Origin of the sequence: Bradyrhizobium sp. WSM2793 (assembly GCF_000379585.1) — a bacterium.
In the GTDB taxonomy this organism is placed as follows: domain Bacteria; phylum Pseudomonadota; class Alphaproteobacteria; order Rhizobiales; family Xanthobacteraceae; genus Bradyrhizobium.
In genome coordinates this window covers 1-24,510 of record NZ_KB902775.1, presented here as the reverse complement: position 1 = coordinate 24,510, position 24,510 = coordinate 1, and the positions used below count along the sequence as shown (strand labels likewise).

29 protein-coding genes are annotated in these 24,510 nt (G+C 62.5%); 21 read left to right on the top strand and 8 right to left on the bottom strand.

Features of this window, described 5'->3' with window-relative positions; all coding sequences use genetic code 11:
• Window positions 1-91: 91 nt before the first annotated feature.
• From A3AS_RS0110200 to kynU, 3 genes are read left to right on the top strand one after another with little or no spacing between them, the layout of a single operon-like run.
• On the top strand, window positions 92-901 hold the full coding sequence (locus tag A3AS_RS0110200) for an alpha/beta hydrolase (RefSeq protein WP_018317493.1): 810 nt from the start codon (window positions 92-94) through the stop codon (window positions 899-901).
• A 36-nt stretch (window positions 902-937) separates the two neighbouring features.
• Window positions 938-1,777, top strand: coding sequence for a tryptophan 2,3-dioxygenase (gene kynA / locus A3AS_RS0110195; RefSeq protein ID WP_018317492.1), 840 nt, complete (start codon window positions 938-940; stop codon window positions 1,775-1,777).
• 20 nt (window positions 1,778-1,797) lie between these two features.
• The gene (kynU, locus tag A3AS_RS0110190) at window positions 1,798-3,000 is read left to right on the top strand and encodes a kynureninase (protein ID WP_018317491.1); all 1,203 of its coding nucleotides are present in this window, start codon (window positions 1,798-1,800) and stop codon (window positions 2,998-3,000) included.
• A gap of 141 nt (window positions 3,001-3,141) precedes the next feature.
• Here kynU and A3AS_RS0110185 read toward each other — a convergent pair whose 3' ends face one another.
• The gene (locus A3AS_RS0110185) at window positions 3,142-3,951 is read right to left on the bottom strand and encodes a cobalamin-binding protein (RefSeq protein WP_018317490.1); all 810 of its coding nucleotides are present in this window, start codon (window positions 3,949-3,951) and stop codon (window positions 3,142-3,144) included.
• Window positions 3,952-4,068: 117 nt separating this feature from the next.
• Here A3AS_RS0110185 and A3AS_RS0110180 point away from each other — a divergent pair, with 117 nt between their 5' ends.
• Both A3AS_RS0110180 and A3AS_RS0110175 read left to right on the top strand, forming a co-directional pair.
• Complete coding sequence (locus tag A3AS_RS0110180) at window positions 4,069-4,467, top strand: PaaI family thioesterase (protein ID WP_026201860.1); 399 nt, start codon at window positions 4,069-4,071, stop codon at window positions 4,465-4,467.
• Between the two features lie 152 nt (window positions 4,468-4,619).
• The gene (locus A3AS_RS0110175; RefSeq protein WP_018317489.1) at window positions 4,620-5,231 is read left to right on the top strand and encodes a GNAT family N-acetyltransferase; all 612 of its coding nucleotides are present in this window, start codon (window positions 4,620-4,622) and stop codon (window positions 5,229-5,231) included.
• A gap of 79 nt (window positions 5,232-5,310) precedes the next feature.
• Here A3AS_RS0110175 and A3AS_RS0110170 read toward each other — a convergent pair whose 3' ends face one another.
• The 4 genes from A3AS_RS0110170 to A3AS_RS0110155 all read right to left on the bottom strand — a co-directional run bounded on the left by A3AS_RS0110170 (window position 5,311) and on the right by A3AS_RS0110155 (window position 7,943).
• On the bottom strand, window positions 5,311-5,616 hold the full coding sequence (locus A3AS_RS0110170; RefSeq protein ID WP_018317488.1) for a hypothetical protein: 306 nt from the start codon (window positions 5,614-5,616) through the stop codon (window positions 5,311-5,313).
• Between the two features lie 96 nt (window positions 5,617-5,712).
• Window positions 5,713-6,399, bottom strand: coding sequence for a DUF2161 domain-containing phosphodiesterase (locus tag A3AS_RS0110165; RefSeq protein ID WP_018317487.1), 687 nt, complete (start codon window positions 6,397-6,399; stop codon window positions 5,713-5,715).
• A 99-nt stretch (window positions 6,400-6,498) separates the two neighbouring features.
• Window positions 6,499-7,179 (bottom strand): SDR family oxidoreductase, encoded by a 681-nt coding sequence (locus tag A3AS_RS0110160; protein WP_026201859.1) that lies wholly within the window; start codon window positions 7,177-7,179, stop codon window positions 6,499-6,501.
• A 20-nt stretch (window positions 7,180-7,199) separates the two neighbouring features.
• Complete coding sequence (locus tag A3AS_RS0110155; RefSeq protein WP_018317485.1) at window positions 7,200-7,943, bottom strand: tyrosine-protein phosphatase; 744 nt, start codon at window positions 7,941-7,943, stop codon at window positions 7,200-7,202.
• A gap of 71 nt (window positions 7,944-8,014) precedes the next feature.
• Here A3AS_RS0110155 and A3AS_RS0110150 point away from each other — a divergent pair, with 71 nt between their 5' ends.
• A complete protein-coding gene (locus tag A3AS_RS0110150; RefSeq protein ID WP_018317484.1) occupies window positions 8,015-8,326 on the top strand; it encodes an MliC family protein in 312 nt (103 codons plus the stop codon).
• A 113-nt stretch (window positions 8,327-8,439) separates the two neighbouring features.
• Here A3AS_RS0110150 and A3AS_RS0110145 read toward each other — a convergent pair whose 3' ends face one another.
• Window positions 8,440-8,643, bottom strand: coding sequence for a DUF2735 domain-containing protein (locus A3AS_RS0110145; protein ID WP_018317483.1), 204 nt, complete (start codon window positions 8,641-8,643; stop codon window positions 8,440-8,442).
• 540 nt (window positions 8,644-9,183) lie between these two features.
• On the opposite strand from A3AS_RS0110145, the gene A3AS_RS0110140 reads away from it, so the two are divergent.
• The 9 genes from A3AS_RS0110140 to A3AS_RS0110095 all read left to right on the top strand — a co-directional run bounded on the left by A3AS_RS0110140 (window position 9,184) and on the right by A3AS_RS0110095 (window position 16,974).
• Window positions 9,184-10,218, top strand: a complete 1,035-nt coding sequence (locus tag A3AS_RS0110140; RefSeq protein ID WP_018317482.1) for a glutamine synthetase beta-grasp domain-containing protein — start codon at window positions 9,184-9,186, stop codon at window positions 10,216-10,218.
• Window positions 10,219-10,416: 198 nt separating this feature from the next.
• Window positions 10,417-11,118, top strand: coding sequence for a GrlR family regulatory protein (locus A3AS_RS0110135; protein WP_018317481.1), 702 nt, complete (start codon window positions 10,417-10,419; stop codon window positions 11,116-11,118).
• Window positions 11,119-11,136: 18 nt separating this feature from the next.
• Window positions 11,137-11,820: a substrate-binding domain-containing protein gene (locus A3AS_RS0110130; protein WP_018317480.1), complete on the top strand. Its 684-nt coding sequence runs from the start codon at window positions 11,137-11,139 to the stop codon at window positions 11,818-11,820.
• A 32-nt stretch (window positions 11,821-11,852) separates the two neighbouring features.
• A complete protein-coding gene (locus tag A3AS_RS0110125) occupies window positions 11,853-12,674 on the top strand; it encodes a tetratricopeptide repeat protein (RefSeq protein ID WP_018317479.1) in 822 nt (273 codons plus the stop codon).
• A 70-nt stretch (window positions 12,675-12,744) separates the two neighbouring features.
• A complete protein-coding gene (locus tag A3AS_RS43370; protein ID WP_007591825.1) occupies window positions 12,745-12,894 on the top strand; it encodes a hypothetical protein in 150 nt (49 codons plus the stop codon).
• Between the two features lie 263 nt (window positions 12,895-13,157).
• Window positions 13,158-13,862 (top strand): hypothetical protein, encoded by a 705-nt coding sequence (locus A3AS_RS0110115; protein ID WP_018317477.1) that lies wholly within the window; start codon window positions 13,158-13,160, stop codon window positions 13,860-13,862.
• Between the two features lie 321 nt (window positions 13,863-14,183).
• Window positions 14,184-14,789 carry a hypothetical protein gene (locus A3AS_RS0110110; protein ID WP_018317476.1) on the top strand — a complete coding sequence of 202 codons (606 nt, stop codon included), beginning with the start codon at window positions 14,184-14,186 and terminating at the stop codon, window positions 14,787-14,789.
• Between the two features lie 466 nt (window positions 14,790-15,255).
• Window positions 15,256-16,335 carry a glycosyltransferase gene (locus A3AS_RS0110100; RefSeq protein WP_018317475.1) on the top strand — a complete coding sequence of 360 codons (1,080 nt, stop codon included), beginning with the start codon at window positions 15,256-15,258 and terminating at the stop codon, window positions 16,333-16,335.
• A 93-nt stretch (window positions 16,336-16,428) separates the two neighbouring features.
• Window positions 16,429-16,974, top strand: coding sequence for an ABC transporter substrate binding protein (locus A3AS_RS0110095; protein WP_018317474.1), 546 nt, complete (start codon window positions 16,429-16,431; stop codon window positions 16,972-16,974).
• 645 nt (window positions 16,975-17,619) lie between these two features.
• Here the strand turns inward: A3AS_RS0110095 and A3AS_RS43365 are convergent.
• Complete coding sequence (locus A3AS_RS43365; RefSeq protein ID WP_018317472.1) at window positions 17,620-17,862, bottom strand: hypothetical protein; 243 nt, start codon at window positions 17,860-17,862, stop codon at window positions 17,620-17,622.
• 506 nt (window positions 17,863-18,368) lie between these two features.
• On the opposite strand from A3AS_RS43365, the gene A3AS_RS0110080 reads away from it, so the two are divergent.
• Complete coding sequence (locus tag A3AS_RS0110080) at window positions 18,369-18,764, top strand: cupin domain-containing protein (RefSeq protein ID WP_026201858.1); 396 nt, start codon at window positions 18,369-18,371, stop codon at window positions 18,762-18,764.
• Window positions 18,765-19,026: 262 nt separating this feature from the next.
• The gene (locus A3AS_RS0110075) at window positions 19,027-19,389 is read left to right on the top strand and encodes a hypothetical protein (protein ID WP_018317470.1); all 363 of its coding nucleotides are present in this window, start codon (window positions 19,027-19,029) and stop codon (window positions 19,387-19,389) included.
• Window positions 19,390-19,661: 272 nt separating this feature from the next.
• On the opposite strand, the gene A3AS_RS0110070 is transcribed toward A3AS_RS0110075, so the two are convergent.
• Window positions 19,662-20,078, bottom strand: coding sequence for an SRPBCC family protein (locus A3AS_RS0110070; protein WP_026201857.1), 417 nt, complete (start codon window positions 20,076-20,078; stop codon window positions 19,662-19,664).
• A gap of 279 nt (window positions 20,079-20,357) precedes the next feature.
• On the opposite strand from A3AS_RS0110070, the gene A3AS_RS0110065 reads away from it, so the two are divergent.
• From A3AS_RS0110065 to A3AS_RS0110050, 4 genes are all read left to right on the top strand, one after another.
• Window positions 20,358-20,624, top strand: coding sequence for a hypothetical protein (locus A3AS_RS0110065; RefSeq protein ID WP_018317469.1), 267 nt, complete (start codon window positions 20,358-20,360; stop codon window positions 20,622-20,624).
• A gap of 199 nt (window positions 20,625-20,823) precedes the next feature.
• Window positions 20,824-21,207: a hypothetical protein gene (locus A3AS_RS0110060; RefSeq protein ID WP_018317468.1), complete on the top strand. Its 384-nt coding sequence runs from the start codon at window positions 20,824-20,826 to the stop codon at window positions 21,205-21,207.
• A gap of 49 nt (window positions 21,208-21,256) precedes the next feature.
• Window positions 21,257-22,963: an efflux RND transporter periplasmic adaptor subunit gene (locus A3AS_RS0110055; protein ID WP_245283182.1), complete on the top strand. Its 1,707-nt coding sequence runs from the start codon at window positions 21,257-21,259 to the stop codon at window positions 22,961-22,963.
• A gap of 7 nt (window positions 22,964-22,970) precedes the next feature.
• Window positions 22,971-24,510: efflux RND transporter permease subunit (locus A3AS_RS0110050; RefSeq protein ID WP_018317466.1), on the top strand; the 1,540-nt coding region annotated here is incomplete at its 3' end.

The window sequence follows — 24,510 nt, the reverse complement described above, 5'->3', positions numbered from 1 at the left end:
AATCCTTTAAGCTTAAAAGAAAGACTAGGCTGCCGGGCCTCCCGGTGGCAGACTGGCGTCCGGTTCGGTGGACGAGTCCGTGGGAGCGACAATGCGCGATTGGGACGATGCTTACGCCAATTCGGCCCATATCCCCGGCTCGGACAAGACGCCTGGACAATGGGCGGAGCGCGCGGCGGCTTACCGCGCCGGGCTGAAGAACTTTCGCGCCGACATCGCCTATGGGGCCGGCGAGCGTCAGCGCCTCGACCTGATCCCGCCCGACGGCGACAGCAAGGGCCTCGTCGTCTTTGTCCACGGCGGCTACTGGATGCGCTTCGACAAATCGACCTGGACCGATCTCGCCGAAGGCGCGCGCCACCATGGCTGGGCGGTGGCGTTGCCGAGCTACACGCTGACGCCGGCCGCACGGATCTGCGACATCACCGCCGAGATCGCTGCGGCGATCGCCAAGGCGGCCTCGCTCGTCCCCGGGCCGATCCGGCTCGCCGGCCACTCCGCCGGCGGCCATCTCGTCACGCGCATGCTGTGCGACGACAGCCGGCTGGAGCCCGTTGTCTATAACCGCATCGCCGGCACGCTCTCGATCAGCGGTCTGCATGATTTGCGTCCGCTGCTCAAGACGAAGATGAACGAGACGCTGCGCATGACGATGGAGGAGGCGACGCTCGAAAGCGCGGCCCTGCATCTGCCACGCGGGCATTCACCCGTCACCGCCTGGGTCGGCGGCAGCGAGCGGCCGGAATTCATCCGCCAGTCCGATCTGATGGCCAATGTCTGGACCGGCTTCGACGTGCCGACCCGCCTCGTCGTCGATCCCGGACTGAACCATTTTACCGTGATCGACGGACTGAAGGATCCGTCATCGCCGATCACCGCGCGCCTGATCGGGCTCGACTGAGCAAAGCCGGGGAAGATCGATCGAAAGGGCCTGTCCATGACGTCCAGCGATTACGATCCCACGAGAGAAGGCGCCGAGACCGATTTCGCCCGGCGGATGTCGTACGGCGACTACCTGGCGCTGGATGCGATCCTGGGCGCGCAGCATCCGTTGTCGGAAGCGCATGACGAGATGCTGTTCATCATCCAGCATCAGACCACGGAGCTGTGGATGCGCCTGGCCATCCACGAACTGAGCGCCGCACGCCGTGCCATCGCCGGAGACGAGGTGCAGCCCGCCATGAAGATGCTGGCGCGGATGTCGCGGATCTTCGAGCAGCTCAACAACGCCTGGGACGTTCTGCGCACGATGACGCCGAGCGAGTATACGCGCTTCCGCTCGCAGCTCGGACAGTCCTCCGGTTTCCAGTCGCGCCAATACCGGCTGATCGAATTCCTGCTCGGCAACCGCAACCACGCCATGCTCAAGCCGCACGCGCACGACGTGGAGACGACGAAGCTGCTCGAAGCCGAGCTTGCGACCCCAAGCCTCTATGATGAAGTGCTCAGGCTCGCCGACCGCAACGGGCTGAAGATGCCGGCGGCGGTGCTCGCGCGCGATGTTCGCGAGACCCACAGCTTCAACGAAGGCGTGCTGCAGGCGTGGCGCGTCGTCTACGAGGCGCCGGAGACGCATTGGATGCTCTACGAACTCGCCGAGAAGCTGGTCGATTTCGAGGATTACTTCCGCCGCTGGCGCTTCAACCACGTGACGACGGTCGAGCGCGTCATCGGCTTCAAGCGCGGCACTGGCGGCACTGGGGGCGTCAGCTATCTCAAGCGCATGCTGGAGGTCGAGCTATTCCCCGAACTCTGGCGCGTCCGCACCATTCTGTAGAAACGCCCAAAGAAATGTCTATGACCAGATATCGCGTCTATGACGACACCAAAGCGCTGTTCCATCTGCCTGACGGCGTGATCTATCTCGACGGCAATTCGCTCGGCGCGCTGCCGGCGGCCGTGGCCGAGCGCGTCAACCGCGTCATCACGACCGAGTGGGGCAATGAGTTGATCCGGGCCTGGAACACCGCCGGCTGGTACGCCCAGCCGCGCCACGTCGGCGATCGCATCGCGCGGCTGATCGGCGCGGAAGCCGGCTCGGTGATGGTGGGTGATACGTTGTCACTCAAGGTCTATCAGGCCCTTGCCGCCGCGCTCGACATGAACGCGTCCCGCAAGGTCGTCCTGTCCGACACCGGCAATTTCCCGACCGACCTCTACATGGCCGAAGGCCTGATCGCCACGCTCGGGCGCGGCCATCAATTGCGTCTGGTGGCGCCGGAGGAGATCGACGCCGCACTCTCGGACGAGATCGCGGTGCTCTACATCACAGAGGTCGATTACCGCACCGGCCGGCGTCACGACATGGCGAAGCTCACCGCAAAGGCGCATGCGTTCGGCATCGTCACGGTCTGGGATCTCGCGCATTCCGCCGGCGCGCTGCCGGTCGATCTTGCCGGCTGCGGCGCCGATTTCGCGGCGGGGTGCACCTACAAATATCTCAACGCCGGCCCCGGGTCGCCAGCGTTCCTCTACGTTGCCCCGCGCCATGCCGACAGCGCGCGCGCCGCGCTGTCGGGTTGGATGGGCCACGCAAAGCCGTTCGCATTCGAGCTTGGCTATGCGGCCGCAGGTGGCGTCGAGCGTATGCGCGTCGGGACACCGCCGGTGCTGGCAATGGCGGCGCTGGAGGCCTCGCTCGACATCTGGGATCGCGTCGAAATGGCAGAGGTCCGTGCGCGTTCGTTGGCGCTCGGTGACTTGCTGATCGCCAAAGTCGAGCGCCGCTGTCCGTCTCTGAAGCTCGTTACCCCGCTCGGCCATGAGCGCCGCGGCTCGCAAGTTTCCTTCGCCTTCGATGGCGGCTACGCAGCGATGCAAGCCCTGATCGCCCGCGGCGTCATCGGCGACTTCCGCGCGCCTGACATCATGCGGTTCGGGATTACGCCGCTGTACATTGGCGAGAGCGAAATCGTGCGGGCGGCCGCGATCATCGAGGAGGTGATCGCGGGCGAGATCTGGCGGCAGCCGGAATATCAGGTGGTGAATGCGGTGACGTGAAAATCCCCGTCACCCTGAGGCGCGAGCCTGGCGGCGCGAAGCGTCGCTGGGCGAGCCTCGAAGGGCGACGGCCCGGCTCCATCGGGGCCGTTCATCCTTCGAGGCTCCCCATGGAACGCGTTGCGTCCCATGCCTCGCACCTCAAGATGACGGGGTAGGCAGTTTCGAGTCCTTTCCCCACAACGTCGTCACGATCGCTTCAAGCCCATCCGTAAGTGCGGCCGGTCCAGGCTGGAGGATGATCGGCGACTTGATCTCGACGATGCGGTTGTTGCGGACGGCCGGAATTTCACTCCAACCCTCACGCTGCTTGATGCGGGCCGGCACGACCTTCTTGCCGCACCATGATGCGAGAATGACATCGGGCGCGGTCTTGCACACTGCCTCCGCCGAGACGATGCGATCCTTCGCGGCCTGCCGATGGCGCAGCTCCGGAAACACATCCTCACCACCGGCGATCTCGATCAACTCGGACACCCAGCCGATCCCGGAGATCAGCGGGTCATCCCATTCCTCGAAATAAACTCTCGGCCGCGGCGAGGGGCGGGGTGTCGCGGCAATCGCGGCCAACCGCCGCTCAAGACCTTGCGCAAGTTCCGCTGCGCGTTCCGTCGCGCCGACCAGCGCACCGAGCGTGCGGATCATCGCCAAGATCCCGGCGACGTCGCGCTGGTTGAAGACGTGGACGTCGATGCCTGCGCGGACCAGATCGGCGACGATGCCGGCCTGGAGATCGGAGAAGGCCAGCACGAGGTCCGGTTCCAGCGTCAGAATTTTCGGGATGTCCGCGGAGACAAAGGCTGACACCCGTGGCTTCTCGCGCCGCACCTGCGGCGGACGAACCGCGTAGCCGGAGACGCCGACGATGCGGTCCTGCTCGCCAAGCAGGTAGAGCGTTTCGACCGTCTCTTCGGTCAGGCAGACGATGCGGCGGGGCGGGAAGTGGCGCATGGCGTTTCATATGCGCAAATGCGGGGGCGATGTCACGGCCGCCATTACCTCCGACGTCATTGCTTTGCCGCCCGAAGCAATTCACGCTGGGACAACAATCGATTGGGAGGACTTTTGATGACGCCGCTCGAGAAACTTAAAGCGATGAAGATGCCGTTCGCCGAGCTCAAGGGCGTCGAGTTCGTCGAGGCCGGGAAGGACCGCGTGGTGGCGCGGATGATGGTCCGCCCCGATCTCTGCACGCTGCACCACACTATCCATGGCGGCGCGGTGATGGCACTGGCCGATTCCGTCGGTGCGGCCGCGACCGTGATCAATCTGCCTGAAGACGCCAAGGGCACGACCACGCTGGAGAGCAAGACCAATTTCATCGGCGGGGCCAAGGAGGGAACCACGGTGATTGCCACGGCGACCCCGGTCCATCGGGGCCGAAAGACCCAGGTCTGGACCACGCGGCTGGAAACCGAGGATGGCAAGCTAGTGGCGGTGGTGACCCAGACTCAGCTGGTTCTGTAAGACTACGGCGCCTTGATTTTGTTAACGAATTAGTTGTTCCCGATGCCGCTAAGTTAGGCAGGTTCCCTCCTTGAAAAGAATGGTGCGATGCACAATATAGGGGGCCTAGGGATTCGAACGCCTCCTCGAGGGACACCAAGAGGAGTTTTGACGTGGTACTTGAAGACACCGTTCGCGCGCCGTCCGTTCCGGGCTATGTGCGGACCTTGAGCCAGCAGGAAGAATTGCCGCTCCTGCGCGATCACCTGCTCAGACTCGATGCCGGAAGCCGGCACGACCGTTTCAACGGCTTTCTCGACGACTCATTCATCGAGCGTTACGCCGCCCGCTGCGCCGAGGACGGCACCGTGATCGTCGCCTATATCGTCGACGGCGTGGTCCGTGGTGCTGCCGAGCTGCATCCGCCGGAAGATGGTTCGCTGCCTGAAGTTGCCTTCAGTGTGGAAGCCTCCGCGCGCCGCCAGGGCGTCGGCACGGTCTTGTTCAGCCGCCTGATCGCTGAAGCGCGCTGGAAAGGCTATAAGAGCCTGCGCATCACCACGGGCGCCGAGAATCACGCCATGCGGGCGCTCGCCAGGAAGTTCGGCGCGCATCTGGCTTTCCGTCACGGCGAATCGACTGGCACTATCGACCTCGCCAAGACGCCTGAGGCTGAACTTGCCGATCTCGCGGCCTCGCCGTTCAGGGCCGGCCGCGCTTTGCTCAGCCTCAACTCGACCTGCTGGAAGATCATCTCCAGCATGTACGACAATCGCGCCGCCTGACCTCAAATGGCGGACTGAATCAAAAAGCGGACCGGCGTAGCCGGTCCGCTTTCGTATTCTGGGGGCGCGAAATGAACGTTCAGGTGCCGGTGCGCTTGTCGTTGCCGAAACGGCGGACGACGCGGCGTTCGACCACCACGGAGCGCTGTGCGCCCTGTTCGCCGGCGATCACGCGGGTGGCGGTGATGCGGCTGTTGGTGCGCGCCTGCTTCTTCACTTCGGCCTGCACGACATCGAGCGGCATCCCCATCAAGGCTGCGGCGATCTCGGCCTGCTGCTCATGATCGTCGGTAATGCCGATGGCGGCGAAGATCGCCTCGTCCAGGGTGGGCGGATCGTGGCGGACGCGCCGCGTGCCATATTTGGTATTCCAGTCTGCGCTCATAACGGCCTCGTTTTGATGCCGGGATACCTAGTGCCCCAAATGTTGCATTGCAATATGAAATTGGTATGGCATCTCAGCTATGCACTGGTCGGGGTGTCAGGGCGGTGACGCGGCACCGGCATCGGTCTCGATCCGTTGTTGCGGCCAGCGCTTCAGGGCGGCATGCCCGGCCTCGGTGAGCCCGTAGATTCCCCGGTCGGCCCGTTCGAACCAGCCATACACATTGTTAAGCAAGATCTTGCCGGCGTCAGGGCAGCGCTCGCGCAATTCGCGTACGGGCCGCGGCCCGTCGGCGAGCGCTGAGGCGCAGGCCAGAGCCTGCTGCCGATAGGCCGTCATGATCGGGGCGCGCGTGCTGCCGCCGAGCACGGGATCGCCCTGGCGGCGCTGGTGTTCGGCAACGAGGCGCGACCGCACTTTCGGCTCGCGGCGGAGCGCTGCGGTCGGCGGCTTCACCAGCACCTCGACCTGGCCGCGGTCGGTCACGCCGAGCATGCCGAAGCCGAGACGGCGGCAGAGATTGCGATAGCGCGCGTCGCTCTCGCGCCCCTTGCCCCGGATCGACATCTTGGCCGCGATCCAGACCTCGTCGCCGGCCGGCGCGCGGTCGACCGCCTGTAGGATCAGCTCGAGATTGAAGGCGAGCTTGAGCTCGCCAATCACCACCACGGGCGGATCGCCGGCGCTGAGGCCCACGAGATCGCAGCCGCCGATCTCGCCCTTCACGGTGAAGCCGAGCTCTTCGAGGAAGCGTTTGACGGGCAGGTAGAGCGTAGTTTCCAAGGGGACGTCCGGTCGGAGAATCAGTTGCGGGCAGTCTAGAGCGTTCTGGGGTCCGATTGAATCAGAGCTCCCGCGCAGGAGGATCCGAACGCAACGCGTTTACACCCGTCCTCCGACCGGGATCAGCGCGCCGGTGATGCCGCTGGCCGCGTCGCCGGCCAGGAACAGGATGACCTCGGCGAGTTCCCGCGGCGTCACCCATTTGGAGAAATCCGCCTTCGGCATATCGGCGCGGTTGGCGGCGGTGTCGATGATCGACGGCAGCACGGCATTCACCGTGACCTTGCCTTTCCACTCGCTGGCCAGCGACTCGGTAAGCCGATGCACACCCGCTTTCGAGGCCGCATAGGGACCCATGCCGGAGCCTGCCTGGAGCGCGCCCATGGCGCCGATATTGACGATGCGGCCGGCCCTGGACGCTGCGAGATGCGGCAGCGCCGCGCGCGAGGTGTTGAGCGCGGTGAGCACGTTCAGCGCGTACATGCGCTGCCAGGTCTTGACGTCGCCATCGCCCACGGTTTCAAAGGCGAAGCCGCCTGCGATGTTGATCAGCGCATCGAGCCGGCCGAAATGCTTGGCCGCCGCGTCAACTGCCGTCTTCGCCTGGGCCGCGTCGGAGAGGTCGACGCCGCCGATCTCGATGCTCTCGGGCGTTGCGGGAATCTGCGATGGCGCGTGATCGATGCCGGCCACGCGCGCGCCGCGCGATCGTGCGATCTCCGCAACCACCTTGCCGAGCGCGCCGAGTGCGCCTGTCACGATCAGGATCCTGTCTTGCATCATCACTCTCCGGGCGCGGCCTATGCTTGCAGATAGCGCGCCTGCAGCGCGGTCCGCTCCGCCGTGCCAAGCTTGAGGGCGTCGCGCAGATAGGTTTCGAGATCGCCATATTCACTGCCGATGGCTTCGAATGCAGCGGCAAGGTACGAGGCTTCGACGCTGCCGATGGCATTGCGTACGTCCTCCGGCAGGTCGAAGGCGGCCGTCGCATCGCGCTTGTAATACTGGTTGGTGAGCAGGTAGTCCTCGGCGATGATTTCATCGGGTACGCCGAGCGCATGCAGGATCAGCGCGCTGGCAAAGCCGGTGCGGTCCTTGCCCGCCGTGCAGTGAATCACCAGCGGCGCGCGATCTTCGAGGAGATGGCCGAACAGGTTGCGAAAGCTGTTCGTGTGGTAGCGAACGTAGTTGCGATAGGATTCGCGCATGAGCTCCAGCGCGACCGGTGCCGTCAGCGTGCCGCTTGCGAGTTCGGTACGCAGCGCAGCCACGACGCTCGGCTCGATCGGCAGCGAATGCACCGTGATCTCGCTGACGACGCAGACGCCGGCCGCGCGCTCCTCAACCCCACGGAAATCGAAAGCGCTTCGCACCCCCAGCGCCCTGACGATCTCGATATCGGCAGCGGTGAGCTGGCCGAGATGGTTGGAGCGGAAGATGTGCCGCCAGCGCGTGGTGCGGCCATCGATGGTCGGGTAGCCGCCGAGATCGCGAAAATTGCTGGCGCCTTGCAAGGCGAGGTGACGGGCAGGGGAATCTGACATGGGATCGGCTTCGGTTATGGTTCCATTGGACGCACGAGGGGCGTCCTTGAAAGCTATTACAGGGGGCGATCATGGGCCGGCACAAGGCCATTCTTTTGACGACCGCCATGCTGGCAGCTGGAATGACCAGTGCGCGGCAGACTGAAGCGCAGACGTTCCAGACCTATCGCTGCGCCGATGGTACTCAGTTCATCGTTGCATTTTATGACGCCGACAAGCGGGCCTTTCTCCAGATCGACGGCGAGCCGGTCACGCTCGCCAGGCGGCTGTCGGTCGCCGGAAAACGCTATTCGGGCGCGGGTATCACGCTGACCATCGGCAGGACCGGGGCCACCACGGTCAAGCATCTGAAGCGGCCGGTGACGGCCTGCGCGGTGATCTGAACGGCGTAGTTCACCCGAGAATCAAAAAGGGCCGAAACATCGCTGTTTCGACCCTTTTCGAACGGCCGCCGGGCGCCTGCGAGCGCGCGGCGGTTTCAAACCAACCACAGGCATCAGCGATCCCATTTCGGCTTGGCGTCGTCGACCGCCTCTTGGTGGTACCAGCTGTCGCTGCAGATCGAGACATTCGCCGGAAGCGAAGCGTGATCGGCAGGAAGGCGGGTCTCGCCATAGCGGCGTCCCGCGAGAGCCGCGCGGCCCCCGACCGGGAATTGGTAGATCGTTGCCGATCCGTGACTCAGACCATTGTTCATCATTGCGATTTCTCCTTGGTCGAAGCGCCTTGGCCTCCATGGTGCGCCCGACTCGTTCGATTGTGGTTACTGGAATCCCCATATCGGCCGTGCGTCCCGAATTGCAAAGTGCTGAAAACGAAATCAGTTTCCGCCCAATTTGTAGGCATGTGGCCTACTGCATCCCCTAAGGCATGGTGTCGGTGGCTAACGGCTGGGCCATTCCAAAGGTTGCTAGGCAGGGGCGTGAAGCTTTGCGAAAATTGCTGGACGTTGATGCGCGTTTCATCGGCAACCTCCGGCGCGGACCGGCCTGCTTCAGAATCGGGCGTTTTTCGCGGGATTTTTGCGGTGCAGCTACACGCAATGGTGCGCCGCTATGACGCACGACGCCGTCGACATCGCGTGGACACCGGGCAGGGGACAGGCGCGGTGGAGAACCTCCCGCGCTGCGGCCTTTTGGCACGTTAAATGCTTGTAAGGGGCCGGCCGATGATGGCCGGGTACAAAACGTTCGGGGGCCGCCAGGCCCCCAACCTTTCGCATCATCTACAGAGAGGCTCAATGACCAAGTATAAGCTCGAGTACATCTGGCTCGACGGATATACGCCGACTCCGAACCTGCGCGGCAAAACTCAGATCAAGGAATTCGCGTCGTTCCCGACGCTCGAGCAGCTTCCGCTCTGGGGCTTCGATGGCTCCTCCACCCAGCAGGCCGAAGGCCACAGCTCCGATTGCGTGCTGAAGCCGGTCGCCGTCTTCCCGGACGCTGCGCGCACCAACGGCGTGCTCGTGATGTGCGAAGTCATGATGCCCGATGGCAAGACCCCGCACGCCTCCAACAAGCGCGCCACCATTCTCGACGATGCCGGCGCCTGGTTCGGCTTCGAGCAGGAATACTTCTTCTACAAGGACGGCCGTCCGCTTGGCTTCCCGACCTCGGGTTATCCGGCGCCGCAGGGCCCGTACTACACCGGCGTCGGCTTTTCGAACGTCGGCGACGTCGCCCGCAAGATCGTCGAAGAGCATCTCGACCTCTGCCTGGCTGCCGGCATCAACCATGAAGGCATCAACGCGGAAGTCGCCAAGGGCCAGTGGGAATTCCAGATCTTCGGCAAGGGCTCCAAGACCGCCGCTGACCAGATGTGGATGGCCCGCTATCTGATGCTGCGCCTCACCGAGAAGTACGGCATCGACATCGAATTCCACTGCAAGCCGCTCGGCGACACCGACTGGAACGGCTCCGGCATGCACGCCAACTTCTCGACCGAGTACATGCGCACGGTCGGCGGCAAGGAGTATTTCGAGGCCCTGATGGCCGCCTTCGACAAGAACCTGATGGACCACATCGCCGTCTACGGCCCGGACAACGACAAGCGTCTGACCGGCAAGCACGAGACCGCGCCGTGGAACAAGTTCAGCTACGGCGTTGCCGACCGCGGCGCTTCGATCCGCGTGCCGCACTCCTTCGTCAACAACGGCTACAAGGGCTATCTGGAAGACCGTCGTCCGAATTCGCAAGGCGACCCATACCAGATCGCTTCGCAGATCCTGAAGACGATCGCCTCCGTGCCGGCTGACAAGAAGGCCGCAGCCTAAGATCCTCCCGGCCCGGGCTGGGGGGCTGGCCCGGGTTGGCTTTCAATCCGCCGGAGCTGAAAGGCGCCGGCGGATTTTTAGCATCTTGATGACAGCCATTCCCGTGATGCAGCAGGGTTGCGTTGCGTGAAGCCTGTCCATGTCGGCCCAAAGCGGGATAGAGTGCCCGCAGGATGCGCGCAGGGCCGGGGACGGCTGGTGTTTGAAGGCTTCTACAAGGTGAAATTTCAGCTCGGCGACGCCGTCGGCCGGAGCGTGATGCATGCCGGCAACGGCAAGATGCTCGGCGGCAATTCGGCCTTCGCCCATATCGGCACCTACGAGAAGACCGACAGCGGCGTCGACGTCGTGATCAACACTGTCCGCCATAACCCCGATCCGAACTATCGCGCCATGGCGGGCACCGATGATGCGACCTTGCTCGCCAAGGGCTGGGCGGATGGCGACCTCTATCGCTTCAAGGGCGAACTGAAGGAGTTGCCCGGCATTCCCTTCCAGTCGGTGATGACGCCGATCACGGAAGACGAGGTGCCGATCGCTGGCGGCATCGGCGAAGGGGGCATCGCCGACGGTCTCTACTCCATCCATCTGCGCATGCTCGACGGTCTCGACGGCGGCCTCACCGGCGTGATGCTGCTGAACCGGGGCCGCATCCTCGGCGGCGATGCGGCATTCTACTATCTCGGCAGCTACACCGCCGCGAACGGCCGCTGGAAGGGCCAGATCCTCAACCAGGAGCACACGCCGGCCAAGGACGACCCGATCTTCGGCGGCCACGAGGTCGGTATCGGCTTCTCGGGCCGCTACGACGCGGAAGAGGCGGTACTGGAGGCGACCGCGCTTGCCGGCAAGCGCAGCCTGCGCCTGACCGCGGCGCTCAAGCTGATGCATCGCGCCTGATCGCGACGGAAATCGCTCATGGAAAACCTTCGCATGCTCTCGACGCTCGGCCTGATGGGCGCGATGCGCAGCCTGTCGTCCGCGTATGAGGCCGCAACCGGCGTCCGTATCGACGCCGACTTCGCGCCGACCCTCGCTTTGCTGAAGCGCCTGCGCGACGGCGAGGCCGCCGATCTCGTGATCCTCACGCGCGAAGGGCTGGACGAGGTGATCGCGGAGGGCCACGTGCTCGCCGGGAGCGCGGCCGATCTGGCGCGCTCCTATGTCGGCATTGCCGTGCGGGCAGGGCAGGCGCATCCCGATATCGGAAGCGAAGCGGCGCTGCGCAGGACGCTGCTCGCAGCGCGGTCCATCGCCTATTCGCGGCTGGGCGCGAGCGGTGTCTACTTCGCCCAGCTGATCGTGCGGATGGGGATCGCAGCCGAGATCAACGCCAAGGCGACCATCGTCGAGCAGGGGTTTACGGCAGAGCGTCTCGTCAGCGGCGAGGCCGACCTCGCTGTGCAGCAGATCAGCGAGCTGAAGCAGGTTAGCGGCATCGAGGTGGTTGGTCCGATCCCGCACGAGCTGCAGACACCGGCGGTGTTCTCCGCCGGCCGCATGGCAGGGGCGAAGCATGCCGAGGCTGCGGACCGGCTGCTGCGCTATCTGGCATCGCCCGAGGTCGTACCCGTCCTGCGCCAATCGGGACTCGAGCCTTGAATTTGCCGGGGCGGGGACGCAACGTGACGACCATGCGGACTTGTCTCCTTGCCATCGTCCTGGTGCTCGCCGCGCCCTTGGCAGCGCGCGCGCAATCGGCCGATCTCGTGTTGTGCGACCGGGTCGCGGCCGATCCCAGCGACCCCGACAAGCCGGCTGACGTGAGGGGCGTCGCGGAGGTCGCTGCCTCCGACGTCGCGACGGCGATCAGGTTCTGCAAGCAGGCCGCGCCGTCCTCGCGCCGCGCGATGTTCGCGCTCGGCCGCGCCTACGCCGCCAACCGGCAGATGGCGGAGGCGATCGCCGCCTGGCGCAAGGCCGCCGACAAGGGATCGAGCGCGGCCATGGTCGAGCTCGGTGTTGCCTATGGCACCGGCTCCGGCATCGCCAAGGACGAGGCGCAGGCGCGAAAACTGTTCGAGAAGGCGGCGCAATCGGGCAATCCCCGTGGCGTCAGCAACCTCGCTGCGCTCGGCGGCGCAGGTGGCGCCGCGCCGGCCGATCCCGCGCAGGCGCGCGCGCTGCTCGGCAAGGCTGCCGAGACCAATGCGGAGGCGCAGTACCAGCTCGGCCTGATGCTCTCCGAAGGCACGGGCGGCGCGAAGGACGACGTCGCGGCGCGTGGGCTGTTCGAGAAGGCGGCGGCGCAAAACCATCCCGGCGCGCTGGAGCGAATGGGGGCCTTCGCGGAAGGCGGCCGCGGCGGCGCAAAGGACAAGGACGCCGCCAAGGCCTATTACGAGCGCGCCACAGCGCTCGGCGACGAGGACGCCAAGAAGGCGCTGGAGCGGCTGCGCTGCCCCTATGCGATCAAGGACAAGCAGGGCAAGCTCGTCACCACGCTGTGCTTCTGAGCAGAGCCGCACGCGACGGAACCTCAACCGCATGGACGCCGTTGATCTCAAGACACAACGGAGCGCGATCATGATCCGCAAACTGGCATCCGGCGAATACCGCCTCTATTCACGCAAGGTGAATCCGAAGACCGGCAAGCGTCGTAACCTCGGGACCTTCCGGAGCCGCGCGGCCGCCGAGAAACACGAGCGCGAGGTGCAGTATTTCAAGCGTCACTGACGCCTGATGAGCCCAGCGGCAAACAAGAAACGCGAAAACAACCCCATGCACAGTAGCCAAGCCTTTGAAATAACAGATCAACGAAATCGTTCGCTTGCGGATTAAGCGAAACGGATGATTGACCCGTCGGGCAAATCGGGGGCATGGTGGCATCGCGGTCGCGGAGGTTCCGCAAGGCCCTGCGCGGAAAAGCCGGATGGCCGAGCGGCGGCGGCAATGCTAGGTAGCCCGCGATTCTTTTCCGATTTTACAGGTTCATTGCGTTGCTGGACGGACTCTACAAGGTTGAATACGGCGTCAACGATGCGTTCGGGCGCAGCATCATGTGCCTGCATGACGGCAAGATGCTGGGCGGCAATTCGGCCTTCGCGCATCTCGGCACCTATGCCGAGCGCGATGGCGAGATCATCGCCGAGGTGATCACCGAACGGCATAACGACGATCCCCATTACAAGCCGCTGATGGGCGCCGACGTCGCCAGGATCGGCGCACGCGGCCGGCTGCACGGCAACCAGATCCGTCTTACGGGCGGCGCGGACACCATGCCGGGCGCCGGTTTCTGGGCCAACCTGACGCGGCTCGATGACGGGGCGCTGCCGCCACGCGGCACGATCGGGCAGGGCGGCATCGCCAACGGGCTTTACGGGATGGGTCTGCGCGCGCTCGACGGCGTCGATGCTGGGCTCTCCGGCGTGATGCTGCTGATCGACGGCCGCATCCTCGGCGGCGATGCGTTCTTCTACTATCTCGGCTCTTACTCTTCGGCAGACGGCCGCTGGAAGGGAGAGATGCTCAACCAGGAGCACACGCCGGCCAAAGGCGAGAACCCCGTGTTCGGCGGCTATGAGGTCGGGATCGGCTTCTCCGGGACCTGCAACGAGGACAGCGGTGAGCTCGAAGGCATCGCACTCGCCGGCAAGCGCAGTCTGCGCCTTGCGGCCTCGCTGAGGCTGATGAGAAGGGCTTAAGGACTAGTGCTCGCAAGGGCGGAGTCCGGTTGCTGCGCTGAAGCAGCCCTCACGCGTCGGCCCGGCGAGCTCAGCAAGTGACCCGGACCCGGAAGCTGACCGAGTTCGTGTATGAACCATTTGAATTGTGATCCCGACCAAGGGTCGGAAGAGGGTTCGGGGAATTAGCGAGAGGCTATCCCCGGCCGCTTCCGACGCCCCAGAAGCGATCAGGCGAATGAAGAAAGCTCTGAGCACAAAATGATGAGCAATCGAGCTATGGAGAAGCGCTCAACCTCCAATGTAAGGCAATTCGGAGTTGATGGTCGAAAGACGCTTCTCTTGCTGCTTCTCCTTTTCGCGATCCCCGCGCACGACTGCTCCGCGCAGACACCGCCGCCGCCGTTCGACGAACATGCGTTCGAGCGCGTGCCGCCGACGGTCGTGAAGAGATTGGCGACCCGCTTTTCGCTAGGCGCATTCGCCGGCCGCTTCGAGGAGACGCGGCTCGGCGCGGTTCGCGAAGCCGTGGGCGAAGGGACCATCCAACACCAGGGAGACGCTGGAGGTAGCATCTATTGGCTGTGTTATAGGCGCGCGCAGCATCGATTATGGGTCGTATCCAGCGGAGAGATAGGCGGCCCGGACCATCTCGTCACGGAGATCGTTGAAGAGTTCACCGAGAAAGACGCCGAAACCTCGACCGATTGCGCCATCATCCCGGAAAAGTTCGCGCCCCTCGTCTTCGACCGCAAGCTGCATTTAGGTATGTCGCGTTTGGAGGTAGTCACGGCGCTCGGACCGCCGTCGAAGTCGAAAGCTGCTCAGATGGTGTATTCTCACCACGGAAAGCTCGCAGACGGTTTCGATGAGACCGCATGGCTCGTTCTCCGATTTCGTGAGGAAAAGCTCGTGTCCATGCGCGGCGGCAAGACCACGACGAATTGAAGTGGCCGCTAGCAGCGTTCATGCTTCACAGCGTGATGCGAGCGAGTCACGCCCGCTCGCGCAGGATCCCCATCACATAACCCAGCTTCACCACCACCTTTCGGCGAAAGCAAGCCAAGGGCACTTGGTCATCCACTTTGGCTACGATGCCCCCGAAGCTGCGCCCGAACTGACCCAAGGTGATGGGCAGCCGGGGCCCATAGTTCGACGTTTGCGGATGCGACTGAATCCGCCTGTCGCCTCATGTCGCCTTTGAAGGGTAGATCGGACTTGCCTAGAGCGGTCCAAAACGACGTGATTGGCCCGTGGGCGACCTCAGCCCAGAGCGCGGCGATGTCCGCTTCCCAGAGATGAGCTGACCAAGGCATGCTGACTGCCGAGCGCAGCTTTTGACCCGTTGCGGACTCGGGGAGTTAAGGAGCGGATTTGATCGGCAGCGTTGAAAGGAGCCGATGAACTACCGGCCATGGAAGCCGGCAGGAACCCATTCAATCCGTATTTTGTTGAACAGATAGATCTCGACGCTTTTTGTAAGTCGGTGGAATCCGACAAAATGAGCTCCGTAGACGTCGTTGTTCCCTGCTTCCGGTACGGGCACTTCCTGCGAGAGTGCGTCGAGAGCGTTTTGACGCAATCCGGTCCCGAATTGCGCGTGCTCATCATCGATGATGCGTCGCCCGACAATACTGCGGAAGTTGCGAAAGAGTTGGTTGGCTCCGATCTCCGCGTCAATTACCGCAGGCACACCTCGAATCAAGGTCTCATCGCTACCGCCAACGAAGGCATCGCCTGGGTGAAGGCCAACTACATGCTTTTGTTGTCTGCGGACGATTACCTGCTGCCCGGCGCCCTCAACAGATCGGCGGATCTGATGGACGATTATCCTTCTGTCGCTTTCACCTTCGGAGGCGCGGTTGTCGTGGATCAACGGGGGGAGCGTTCGCGCCATAGAACAGGAGTGGGATCCAGAACCCACGTTTTGTCCGGACTTGATTTCATTGCGCTTAGCGGCGCAAGAAATATCGTGCTGTCACCCACCGTAGTGGTCCGCACGAGCCTGCAGAAAAGAGTAGGCGGGTATTTGGCTGACTTGCCCTACGCCTCTGACATGGAGATGTGGTTACGGCTCGCCGCACATGGCGACGTGGGGGTCATTGCTGCTGATCAAGCTGTGTATCGATCGCACTCGGCCAATATGTCAAGCGAGCCTTCGCGGGAGCAAGACCTGCTCCAACGCAAGGCGGCGATAGATCACTTCCTGAATAGTTGCGCCGCCAGGTTGACGAACGCTGATGATCTTCGTGCCTGGTTGATCCACATGTCGGCTCTTGAAGCGATCGGCTGCGCAAGCGCCGCCTTCAATGAAGGAGCGATGGAAAGCTCAGTACGCCTTTCTAAGCTTGCGGTGAGTATCGATCCGAGCGTTCAACGAACGCGGCGGTGGTGGTTTCTCGCCTGCAAGAAGGCTCTTGGGTTGCGAGGATGGCTGCTGGTGCGGCCTTCAGTTGAGTGGTTTAGGTCAATCTTCCAGATTCAGCGCCGCTGAGGCTGCTATAGCGACTGGGCCGTCATATTCGCTTTTGACCCCAAAGCTGACCTGTCGAGACATCCGCCGCTCTTAGTCAATCGCGACAACCCAATGCACAGGCTGCTGTTAGCTGAGGAGGTACCAAGCACAGCCCGGAAGCGTGGGGTCGCTCTGTCTATAGTCGAGGCGACTAAGACCGAGGAACTCGACACCGCCTTTGCTTCAGCAGCTGCCCAGCGCGCCGATGCAATGATTGTTTTTGGCGACATTCTGACCATTCGCCAAGCCCCACGAGTTGTCGGGCTCGCGGCGGAGTACCATTTGCCCGCGATCTACTTCTTCCGACAATTCGCCGATGGCGGATTGGTCGTCTACGGCCCCGATATAGCCGATCTATTCCGCCGTGCAGGCGGCTACGTCGATAAGATCCTCAAGGGCACCAAGCCTGCCGATCTGCCGGTAGAGCAGCCGACCAAGTTCGAGCTAGTCATCAACATGAAAACGGCCAAAGCGCTCGACCTCACTGTGCCGCCCCTCGTTACTCGTTCGTGCCGAGGTGATCGAATAGAGATGGTATTTGCTGCGATGCATGAGTCCGATTTTGGCCCTTGGCTGACTTCAGCCCTGAGAGCGGCGATGTCCGCTTCCCAGAGATGACCTGACCAAGGTCATGCTGACTGCCGAGGGCAGCTTTTGACCCATATCGGACTTACTGCCGTTCTCAATTTGTATATCCGATGGACTAGGCTTACCCGGTAGGGGAACCGATCTTACCTTTTCCATTTTGGAGTGGTCGGAAACTTTTCGAGGAGCGCGCCATGGGAGATCGCCGCAAAAGAGTGAAGCAAACTCGCTCCCTTGAAGAACGAATGGCCGAACAGGCCATTACGCTCAAAGAGCGGGCCCAGCCACTTGCCCGCTGGTGCGGAACGTGAGGGCTTGCTTAAGCGAGCCAGGATTGCTGAGACCGGCGCGCATCTAAGCGATTGGTTGACCTCGCCGGGCTTGCAGCCACCCAAGTAAGGGTTTCGGGAAAACCGTCCAATTTGATACTTAGCGGCATTGACAGAGCACGCGGTGTTTCGATGCTCCAAATGATTTTGATAGTGTTCGGGGTCGGGACCGTGCTGGTCGGCAGCATAGTCCTCATATTCGAGTGGCGCGCGCTGGAAGGTTATTGGCGCTTGATGAGGCGCTAACCCGCAAATCTCCCAATGGACGTGAAGTAAGACCGGACAGAGGCCGCCGAGCTAAGCTTGACCTGTTCGCGCGAGGGCGGCAGAGCGCGCAGGCAGAACGCTTTCATACATTTCCTTTCCAGATCAGCCATCGGTAGACGCCGAACACGTTGATAAGTGTCACCACCAGGTTTTGCACCATCAGCGCATATTCCGCTGTTAGATAGCCGACGACGATCCAGATCACCGATGCACCGCTCAGTACGACGAAGGCCCAGCCGGTAATGAGTGGCCGCGCCCGGGCAGCTAGGATCAGCCCGGCGCCGATCGTGCCGACTGTCGCCACCCAACGCAGGATTTCATCCATGACGCGTGTGCTCCCCGAAAGCCGACGTCGGAGCGTCGCTCCGCGATTTGCCTATCCGGACGCAGTCACAGGCAGGCCGCCGGAGTGGAACTTTCCGTCTCGTGCGCCGACCACCATGCGACCCCCGCCCGAGCGACTTGGCCCCACAGTGGCGGCGGAAGGTCAGGGTACCACTGTGGTGATCCCGTGCGGTATCAACTCCGCTGCGCCGAGTTTCCATCAACCGGCGTGCTGGCACATTGCCCCGGGCTGCCGAAATGAAATCTGAGCCAAGGACTTATCTGCGCAACGAGATGATCGAATGAGCGCGGCTTCCGCTGTTGGCCCTTAGCTGACCAATCTCGGCATGTTGCGTGATGGCAGCTTCTGACCCTAAACGGGCATTAATTTGCGCTAGCCACCGGCCTGCAAGTCTTTGGTTGCGCTTCGGCTGAACATCCAGTGTAGTTTGCACACCCAGGGCCCTAAGGATAGGCCTGCGGGCCGAAACGCCCAAAGGAGCAGCGATGACGAAGATCAACAGAAGATCAGCGCTATCACTGGGTTTTGCAACCACTGCGGTGCTCGCGGCGGGAACATCAGCCTCCGCACAAACTAAGCCACCACAAGGCGTAAGCAACCAACCTTGGGGTAAACGCGAGTCGATGATCCCGGGCTACAAAACAGTCTCAATGCGCGATGTCATTTATCAGCCAGGTGCAAAGACTTCCAACCCGTCCATGCCCAATGACATGGTTTGCCACGTACCCGAGGGCGAACTCCGGGTGAAACAAACCGACGGCATGGAATTTGTTGCGAAGAAGGGTGATGTTTGGACTTGCAAGAAAGGCATCGGCGAAGATCTCGAGAATGTCGGCTCAACTGTCGCGATCATGCGCATTATCGACCTGATACCGGCATGATCATCCGCGCTTCCAGAGTCGGGGATTGATATTCGCCGATACGGAGGATTGCGGAAATTTGGGCTGCCCGAAAGATCGTCGCAGCCAGCGCTCGCGGGGCTGCGACGACCGAGCAGTGGCGACTTCCGCTTTGACCCTCAGCGGACCAATCGCAACATGGTGCGCCGCGGCAGCTTTTGACCCGAAGCAGACTTGGGCACATTCCCGAGTGTTGATGATCCACATAAGACAGCATATACCGCCGGAGAGGTGAGAGGCTGCTATGAACAGGGAAGTATTCGTTGAAGCCATCAAGCGCTTCGTGAGGGATGCCGCAGTCGAAGATACAATAGCCAATCTAAGGAACCCGCCGGGTGGGAGCGTGCCGCTCCGGGAGCGCGCATGCTCCGACTGGTACAATGGCTTGAGAGCGGAAGACGCCGATAACGTCAATCACGTGATTGCGACAGCGGTCCATCAATCGCTGTTTGGGCTTCTTGCAGTGCTCGACGGCGTACGAACCATTGACAACGAGGGGAGACGGTTCGAGCTGAGCTATGTTGGTTCGGAGAGGATCGTACTCAATGATCGGGAGGCCATCGGTCTACACGATCTGCTGAACGCGAAGTCCATAGCGGTCGTCTAAATTAGGAATCGAGATCGGCATCTGGATCATCCGGTCCGGCCTCGGTTTTGGCTTTTAGCGCGGTGGCTCCTCGAATTGTGAGCGTCCTAATTTGGTCAAGGCCGACGCGCACTTTACTGTGACTGGTGCTTCCGCTTTTGGCCCGTGGCTGACCTCGGTCGCCGTCTGTCGGATGTCGGCAAGCGACCCTAAGCGGACTAAATTTCCGTCAGGTGCTCCGCGGAAATCCGACCACGCCCGTCAGGGCCGCCTTCTCCTGCCTACACACGACGTCACGACTTATTCTGCTTTGCCTCCACATATCGCGCGAAGCTGTCGAGGATCGCCTGCCAACCGCCTTGCTGCTGCTCGACCGAGTGCGTCGGTTCGCTGTCGAAGACGACGCGGACGACAACCCCCTTTGGGCCGGGCACGAACTCGACTTCGGCCTTTCGATCGCCGAACGCGTATTCGATCCGCTTGTGTTCAACGATCTTCGTGTAGGTGCCGGCGAAGTCGAAACCCATGCTGCCGTCCTTGGCTTCCATGCGCGACGAGAAGGCGCCGCCGTCACGCAGGTCGACCGTAGCCCTGGTCGTATGCCAGTCGTCGGAGGCGGCGTTCCACTTCACGATGTCGGCAGGTGTCGTATAGGCACGCCAGACCTGATCGACGGGAGCGGCTACGTTGGTCTCGACGGTAATTCTCATGGGCATTGCTCCAGGTTCGTTTTGACGGCTTGAGGTGATGACATCACTTCACGTGCACGGGTCCATACACGGCCCTTCCGAGCAGTGTCCACCGGAGGACGATCGAGACTGGTCCCTGCCGACATGGTCGCGCCGTTAATGCGTAAAAAAAGAAAGGGGTGTCACCAGAACGCCTTTGGGCCATCCGCGACCGATGCCTGAAACGGTAATTGCTCTCGACGGTCGAGGAACGGCCTCCGGCGCAGCTTGTTGGTCCGCCAAGCACCAGGAGGCGTGACTATGGAACGCATCAGCAAGGGCCAGATCCTCCTGCTCGCCGTTTTGGCCATGATCCTGATCTTGACCGGTGTCTGGGCCGTTTCGGTATGGAATGCCAGCAGCGGGGTCGAGATCGGCAGGCACGGCTGGATCGCGCTAGGCCTTGGCACATTTTTCTCCTTGCTGATCGGATGCGGACTGATGGCGCTGATGTTCTTCAGCAGCCGCAGCGGTCACGATGACAGCGCCGATCCCTTCCGGCACAAGCAAGACAAATCGGCCGAGTGATGTTCGAGGCCGCTTCCGGCCGCACGCGGCGCTGGCGGCCTCGGATTCAGCCGAGAGATGATGGACCGAGACGCCGGCAAGCTCTCGCCGATGGACGATGCGCGCGCACCGTCGCCTTGAAATCGCGGCGCGGATGACCTAGGTCTTTGCCGTGCAGCACGGTGTTGTCCAACGACTTCGTCAACTCGCCAGAACGGCCATGTTCGTGGCGATATGGGCCTTTGTGATTCAGGTGACCCTGATCTCGGTTTCACAGGTGCAGGCGGCCGTTGGCGCGATGCCTGCACCTTCGGTCACGTTAAGTGGTTCCCTGCATTTTCACGATCAGCTGGTGGGCCATGTGCATTCCCATGGCGGTGACGACGCCGAAGGCCACGTTCATGATGGGCCCGATCACGACGACGAGGGCGCTCCAGGCGTGGTTTGGGACATGTTTGGCACCTCCATCGCCTCACCGCAGTTCATCGACCTGCTCGGTTCCTTTGAGGTGCTCGGCGCTGTCGAACTGCCGGTTGCGCGGGTCATTATCGGGGTAAGTCCCGAGGCACTCATCCGGCCACCAAGTACCTTCAGCATCGCGTGATCCCGGCGGCCCTCGGCCGCCGCCTTTTGCATGTCTGAAGGATCTTTCCATGTTCATGAATCAGCGCTGCCCGAAAGGGCGGCCAACAACTCTTTGGCTGACCGGTCTTGGCTGGTTGGTAAGCCTGTTCTTTGGTCTATCAGGCGCCTTTGCCCATGAGGGGCACGATCACGGCGATGCTGACAAACCGGCGGCTGTCTCATCAGCCTATCCGAGAGTTGCGGCGCGCTCCGAGTTGTACGAGATCGTCGGCATCCTGAAAGACGGCAAGCTTTCCGTTTTCATTGACGATGCAGTTACGAACGAACCGGTTTCGGATGCTGGGTTGCAAGTCACGATCGGCGATTCCGCCCCAATCGAGGCTCCAAGCAACGGAGAGGGTGTCTACACGGCGACGATCCCGAATGGCACACCGCCTGGATCGGTTGAAGTCATCTTCTCGGTTAGCGCCGGGAAGGGGAATGATCTGCTGGTCGACTCCTTCATACCGACGCGTGCCGGCGATGCCCGACTCCCGGAACAGAAGCATGAGCGTGGCTGGCTTTTCTCAAGCCGAACTGCCATCGCTGCCTCCGCGCTAGCTGCCTTGGGTCTCGGCCTTCTCTTCGCCTATTGGAGGCGACGTGGCCGCAACATGGCCGCCTCCATTTCCGCCGCGATGGCAGGGGCGCTCGTCATTCTCGCCGCCCTCATGTTCGGCGAGGGCCGGACGAACCCAACGCCACCGAATCCTCCAGACGCTCCCGCACTGAGCGATGCGCCGCGGCGCCTGCAAGACGGCACCGTCTTCGCGGCCAAGCCGACGCAGCGGCTACTCGATGTACGGACCGCCGCAGCCGAGCCGCAGACGATTCATCCCGCGGTCACGCTGATCGGCCGCGTCATGGCCGACCCCAACCGGAGCAGCATCGTGCAGAGCGTCTACGGGGGCCGCGTCGTACCGAGCAATGGAGGCATACCTCGCATTGGACAGACCGTTCGCAAGGGCGATCTGCTCATCCAGATCGAACCGCATCTGCCGGTCGCGGACCGCACGACGATCTTAGAGAAGGTCGGCGAGATCGAACAATTGATGGCAGTCACGGAAAACAAGCTGCGGCGTCTGAGGCCGCTGGCCGAGCGCGGCGCAGTGCCGCAAGGGCAGGTCAACGACCTCGAAAGCGAATTGGAGGGCCTGCGGGCGCGCCGCGAAACCGTTCGAAATTCTCGCACCGGGTTTGAGGAACTACGGGCATCAATCGACGGCATCATCACGTCCGCCAAGGTCGTGCCGGGCCAGGTCATTCAGCCGCAAGACGTCCTGTTCCAGATCGCGGACCCCCACAGCCTTTGGGTCGAGGCATTGGCCTATGACGATATAGGTTTGAAGCAGCCTGAAGCCGCAACGGCGATGTCCCCGAGCGGGGAACAGATTGCGCTGACCTTCGTCGGAACGAGCCGGGCCCTGCGCCAGCATGCAACCGTCGTTCAATTTGCGATACCAGAGCCACCAACGGGCCTGAACATCGGTCAGCCGCTGAATGTGATGATCCAGAGCGGCGCACCCGTGGCTGGCCTGATCTTTCCTCGCAATGCCGTCGTTCGGAGCGGCAATGGCGAGAATATCGTCTGGTTGCACGCCGGGCCCGAGCGTTTCGAGCCAAAACCCGTTCGCGTGCTGCCGGTGGACGCGGCCCGCGTGATCGTGGCGGCCGGTATCAACGACGGCGACCGCATCGTCGTTCGCGGCACCGACTTGGTTAATCAGATCCGGTAGGCTGCTCATGTTCAAACTCATTGTCCAAACAAGCTTGCGCAATCGCCTGTTCGTGCTGGCGGTAGCCGCCGTGCTGGTTGGCTACGGATTGTTTGTCCTGCCGACCGTTTCCGTTGACGTCTTGCCGGATATCAACCGCCCGACCGTCAACATCCTGACGGAGGCGGAGGGGCTGGCACCTCAGGAAGTCGAACAACTCGTGACGTTTCCGATCGAGACGTCGATGAACGGCATGCCCGGCGTCATCCGGGTACGCTCGGTCTCGGGCGTCGGTCTGTCGGTCGTTTACGTCGAATTCGACTGGGGCGTCGACGTCTACCGCGCCCGGCAATTCGTCTCGGAACGGCTGGCGTTGATCCGCGAACAATTGCCCTCTTCGGTCAATCCCCAGATGGGACCGGTGACGTCGATCATGGGCGAGATCATGCTGATCGCGCTGACCAGCGATGGCACCGCTTCGCCCATGGAAGTGCGCGAATTCGCCGACTTCGTCGTCAGGCCGCAGCTCCTCGCCATTCCCGGTGTTGCCCAGGTGATACCCATCGGCGGCGAGGTCCGCCAATACCGCGTGACGCCGAATGTCGCGACCATGCAGGCGCTCAGCATCACCCACGACCAGATCGAGCAGGCGGTCGCTAAATTCGGCACTAACAGCGGCGGCGGCTTTGTTGACCAGCATGGCCGCGAATATCTGATCCGCAATGTCGGACTCACCAGGAAGATCGAGGACCTCGGCAACACCGTCGTTGCCACCCGTGACCAGCAGCCGATCCTGCTGAAGCAGGTCGCCGCCGTCGATTTTGCAGCGCGCACCAAGCGGGGTGACGCCGGGTACAACGGCGAGCCCGCGGTCATCGTCAGCGTCATGAAGCAGCCGGCCGCGGATACCGTGGCGTTGACGCGCAATATCGAAGCCACGCTCAGGGATCTGCAACGCACCATGCGCGGAGGAATCAACGTCACCAACGTGCAATTCCGGCAGGCCACATTCATCGAGACGTCGATAAGCAATGTCGAGCGCGTTTTGCTTGAAGCCGCCGTCGTCGTGGCCGTGGTCCTGTTCGTGTTCCTGATGAACGGACGCGCAGCGTTCGTTTCGCTGACGGCCATTCCAATATCGATCCTGGTGACCGTCCTGGTGTTTCGCGCCTTCGGGCTCACGATCAACACGATGACGCTGGGTGGCCTTGCCATCGCCATCGGCGAGCTGGTCGACGATGCCGTGGTGGACGTTGAAAACATCCTGCGGCGCTTGCGGGAGAACGCTGCGTCGAGCACGCCGCGTCCTGTCCTCGACGTGATCTCCGAGGCAAGCCAGGAGGTTCGTTCCAGCATCGTCTATGCAACGATGATCATCGTTCTCGTCTTTGTGCCGCTGTTCGCTCTTCCGGGTATCGAAGGGCGGCTGTTCACGCCGCTTGGCGTGGCCTATGTGGTCTCGATCCTGGCTTCGTTGCTGACGTCGATCACGGTAACGCCGGTGCTGTCCTACTATCTGCTTTCGGGACGGGCCCATTCAGGAGACCGCGAAAGCCTTGTTGTCACCA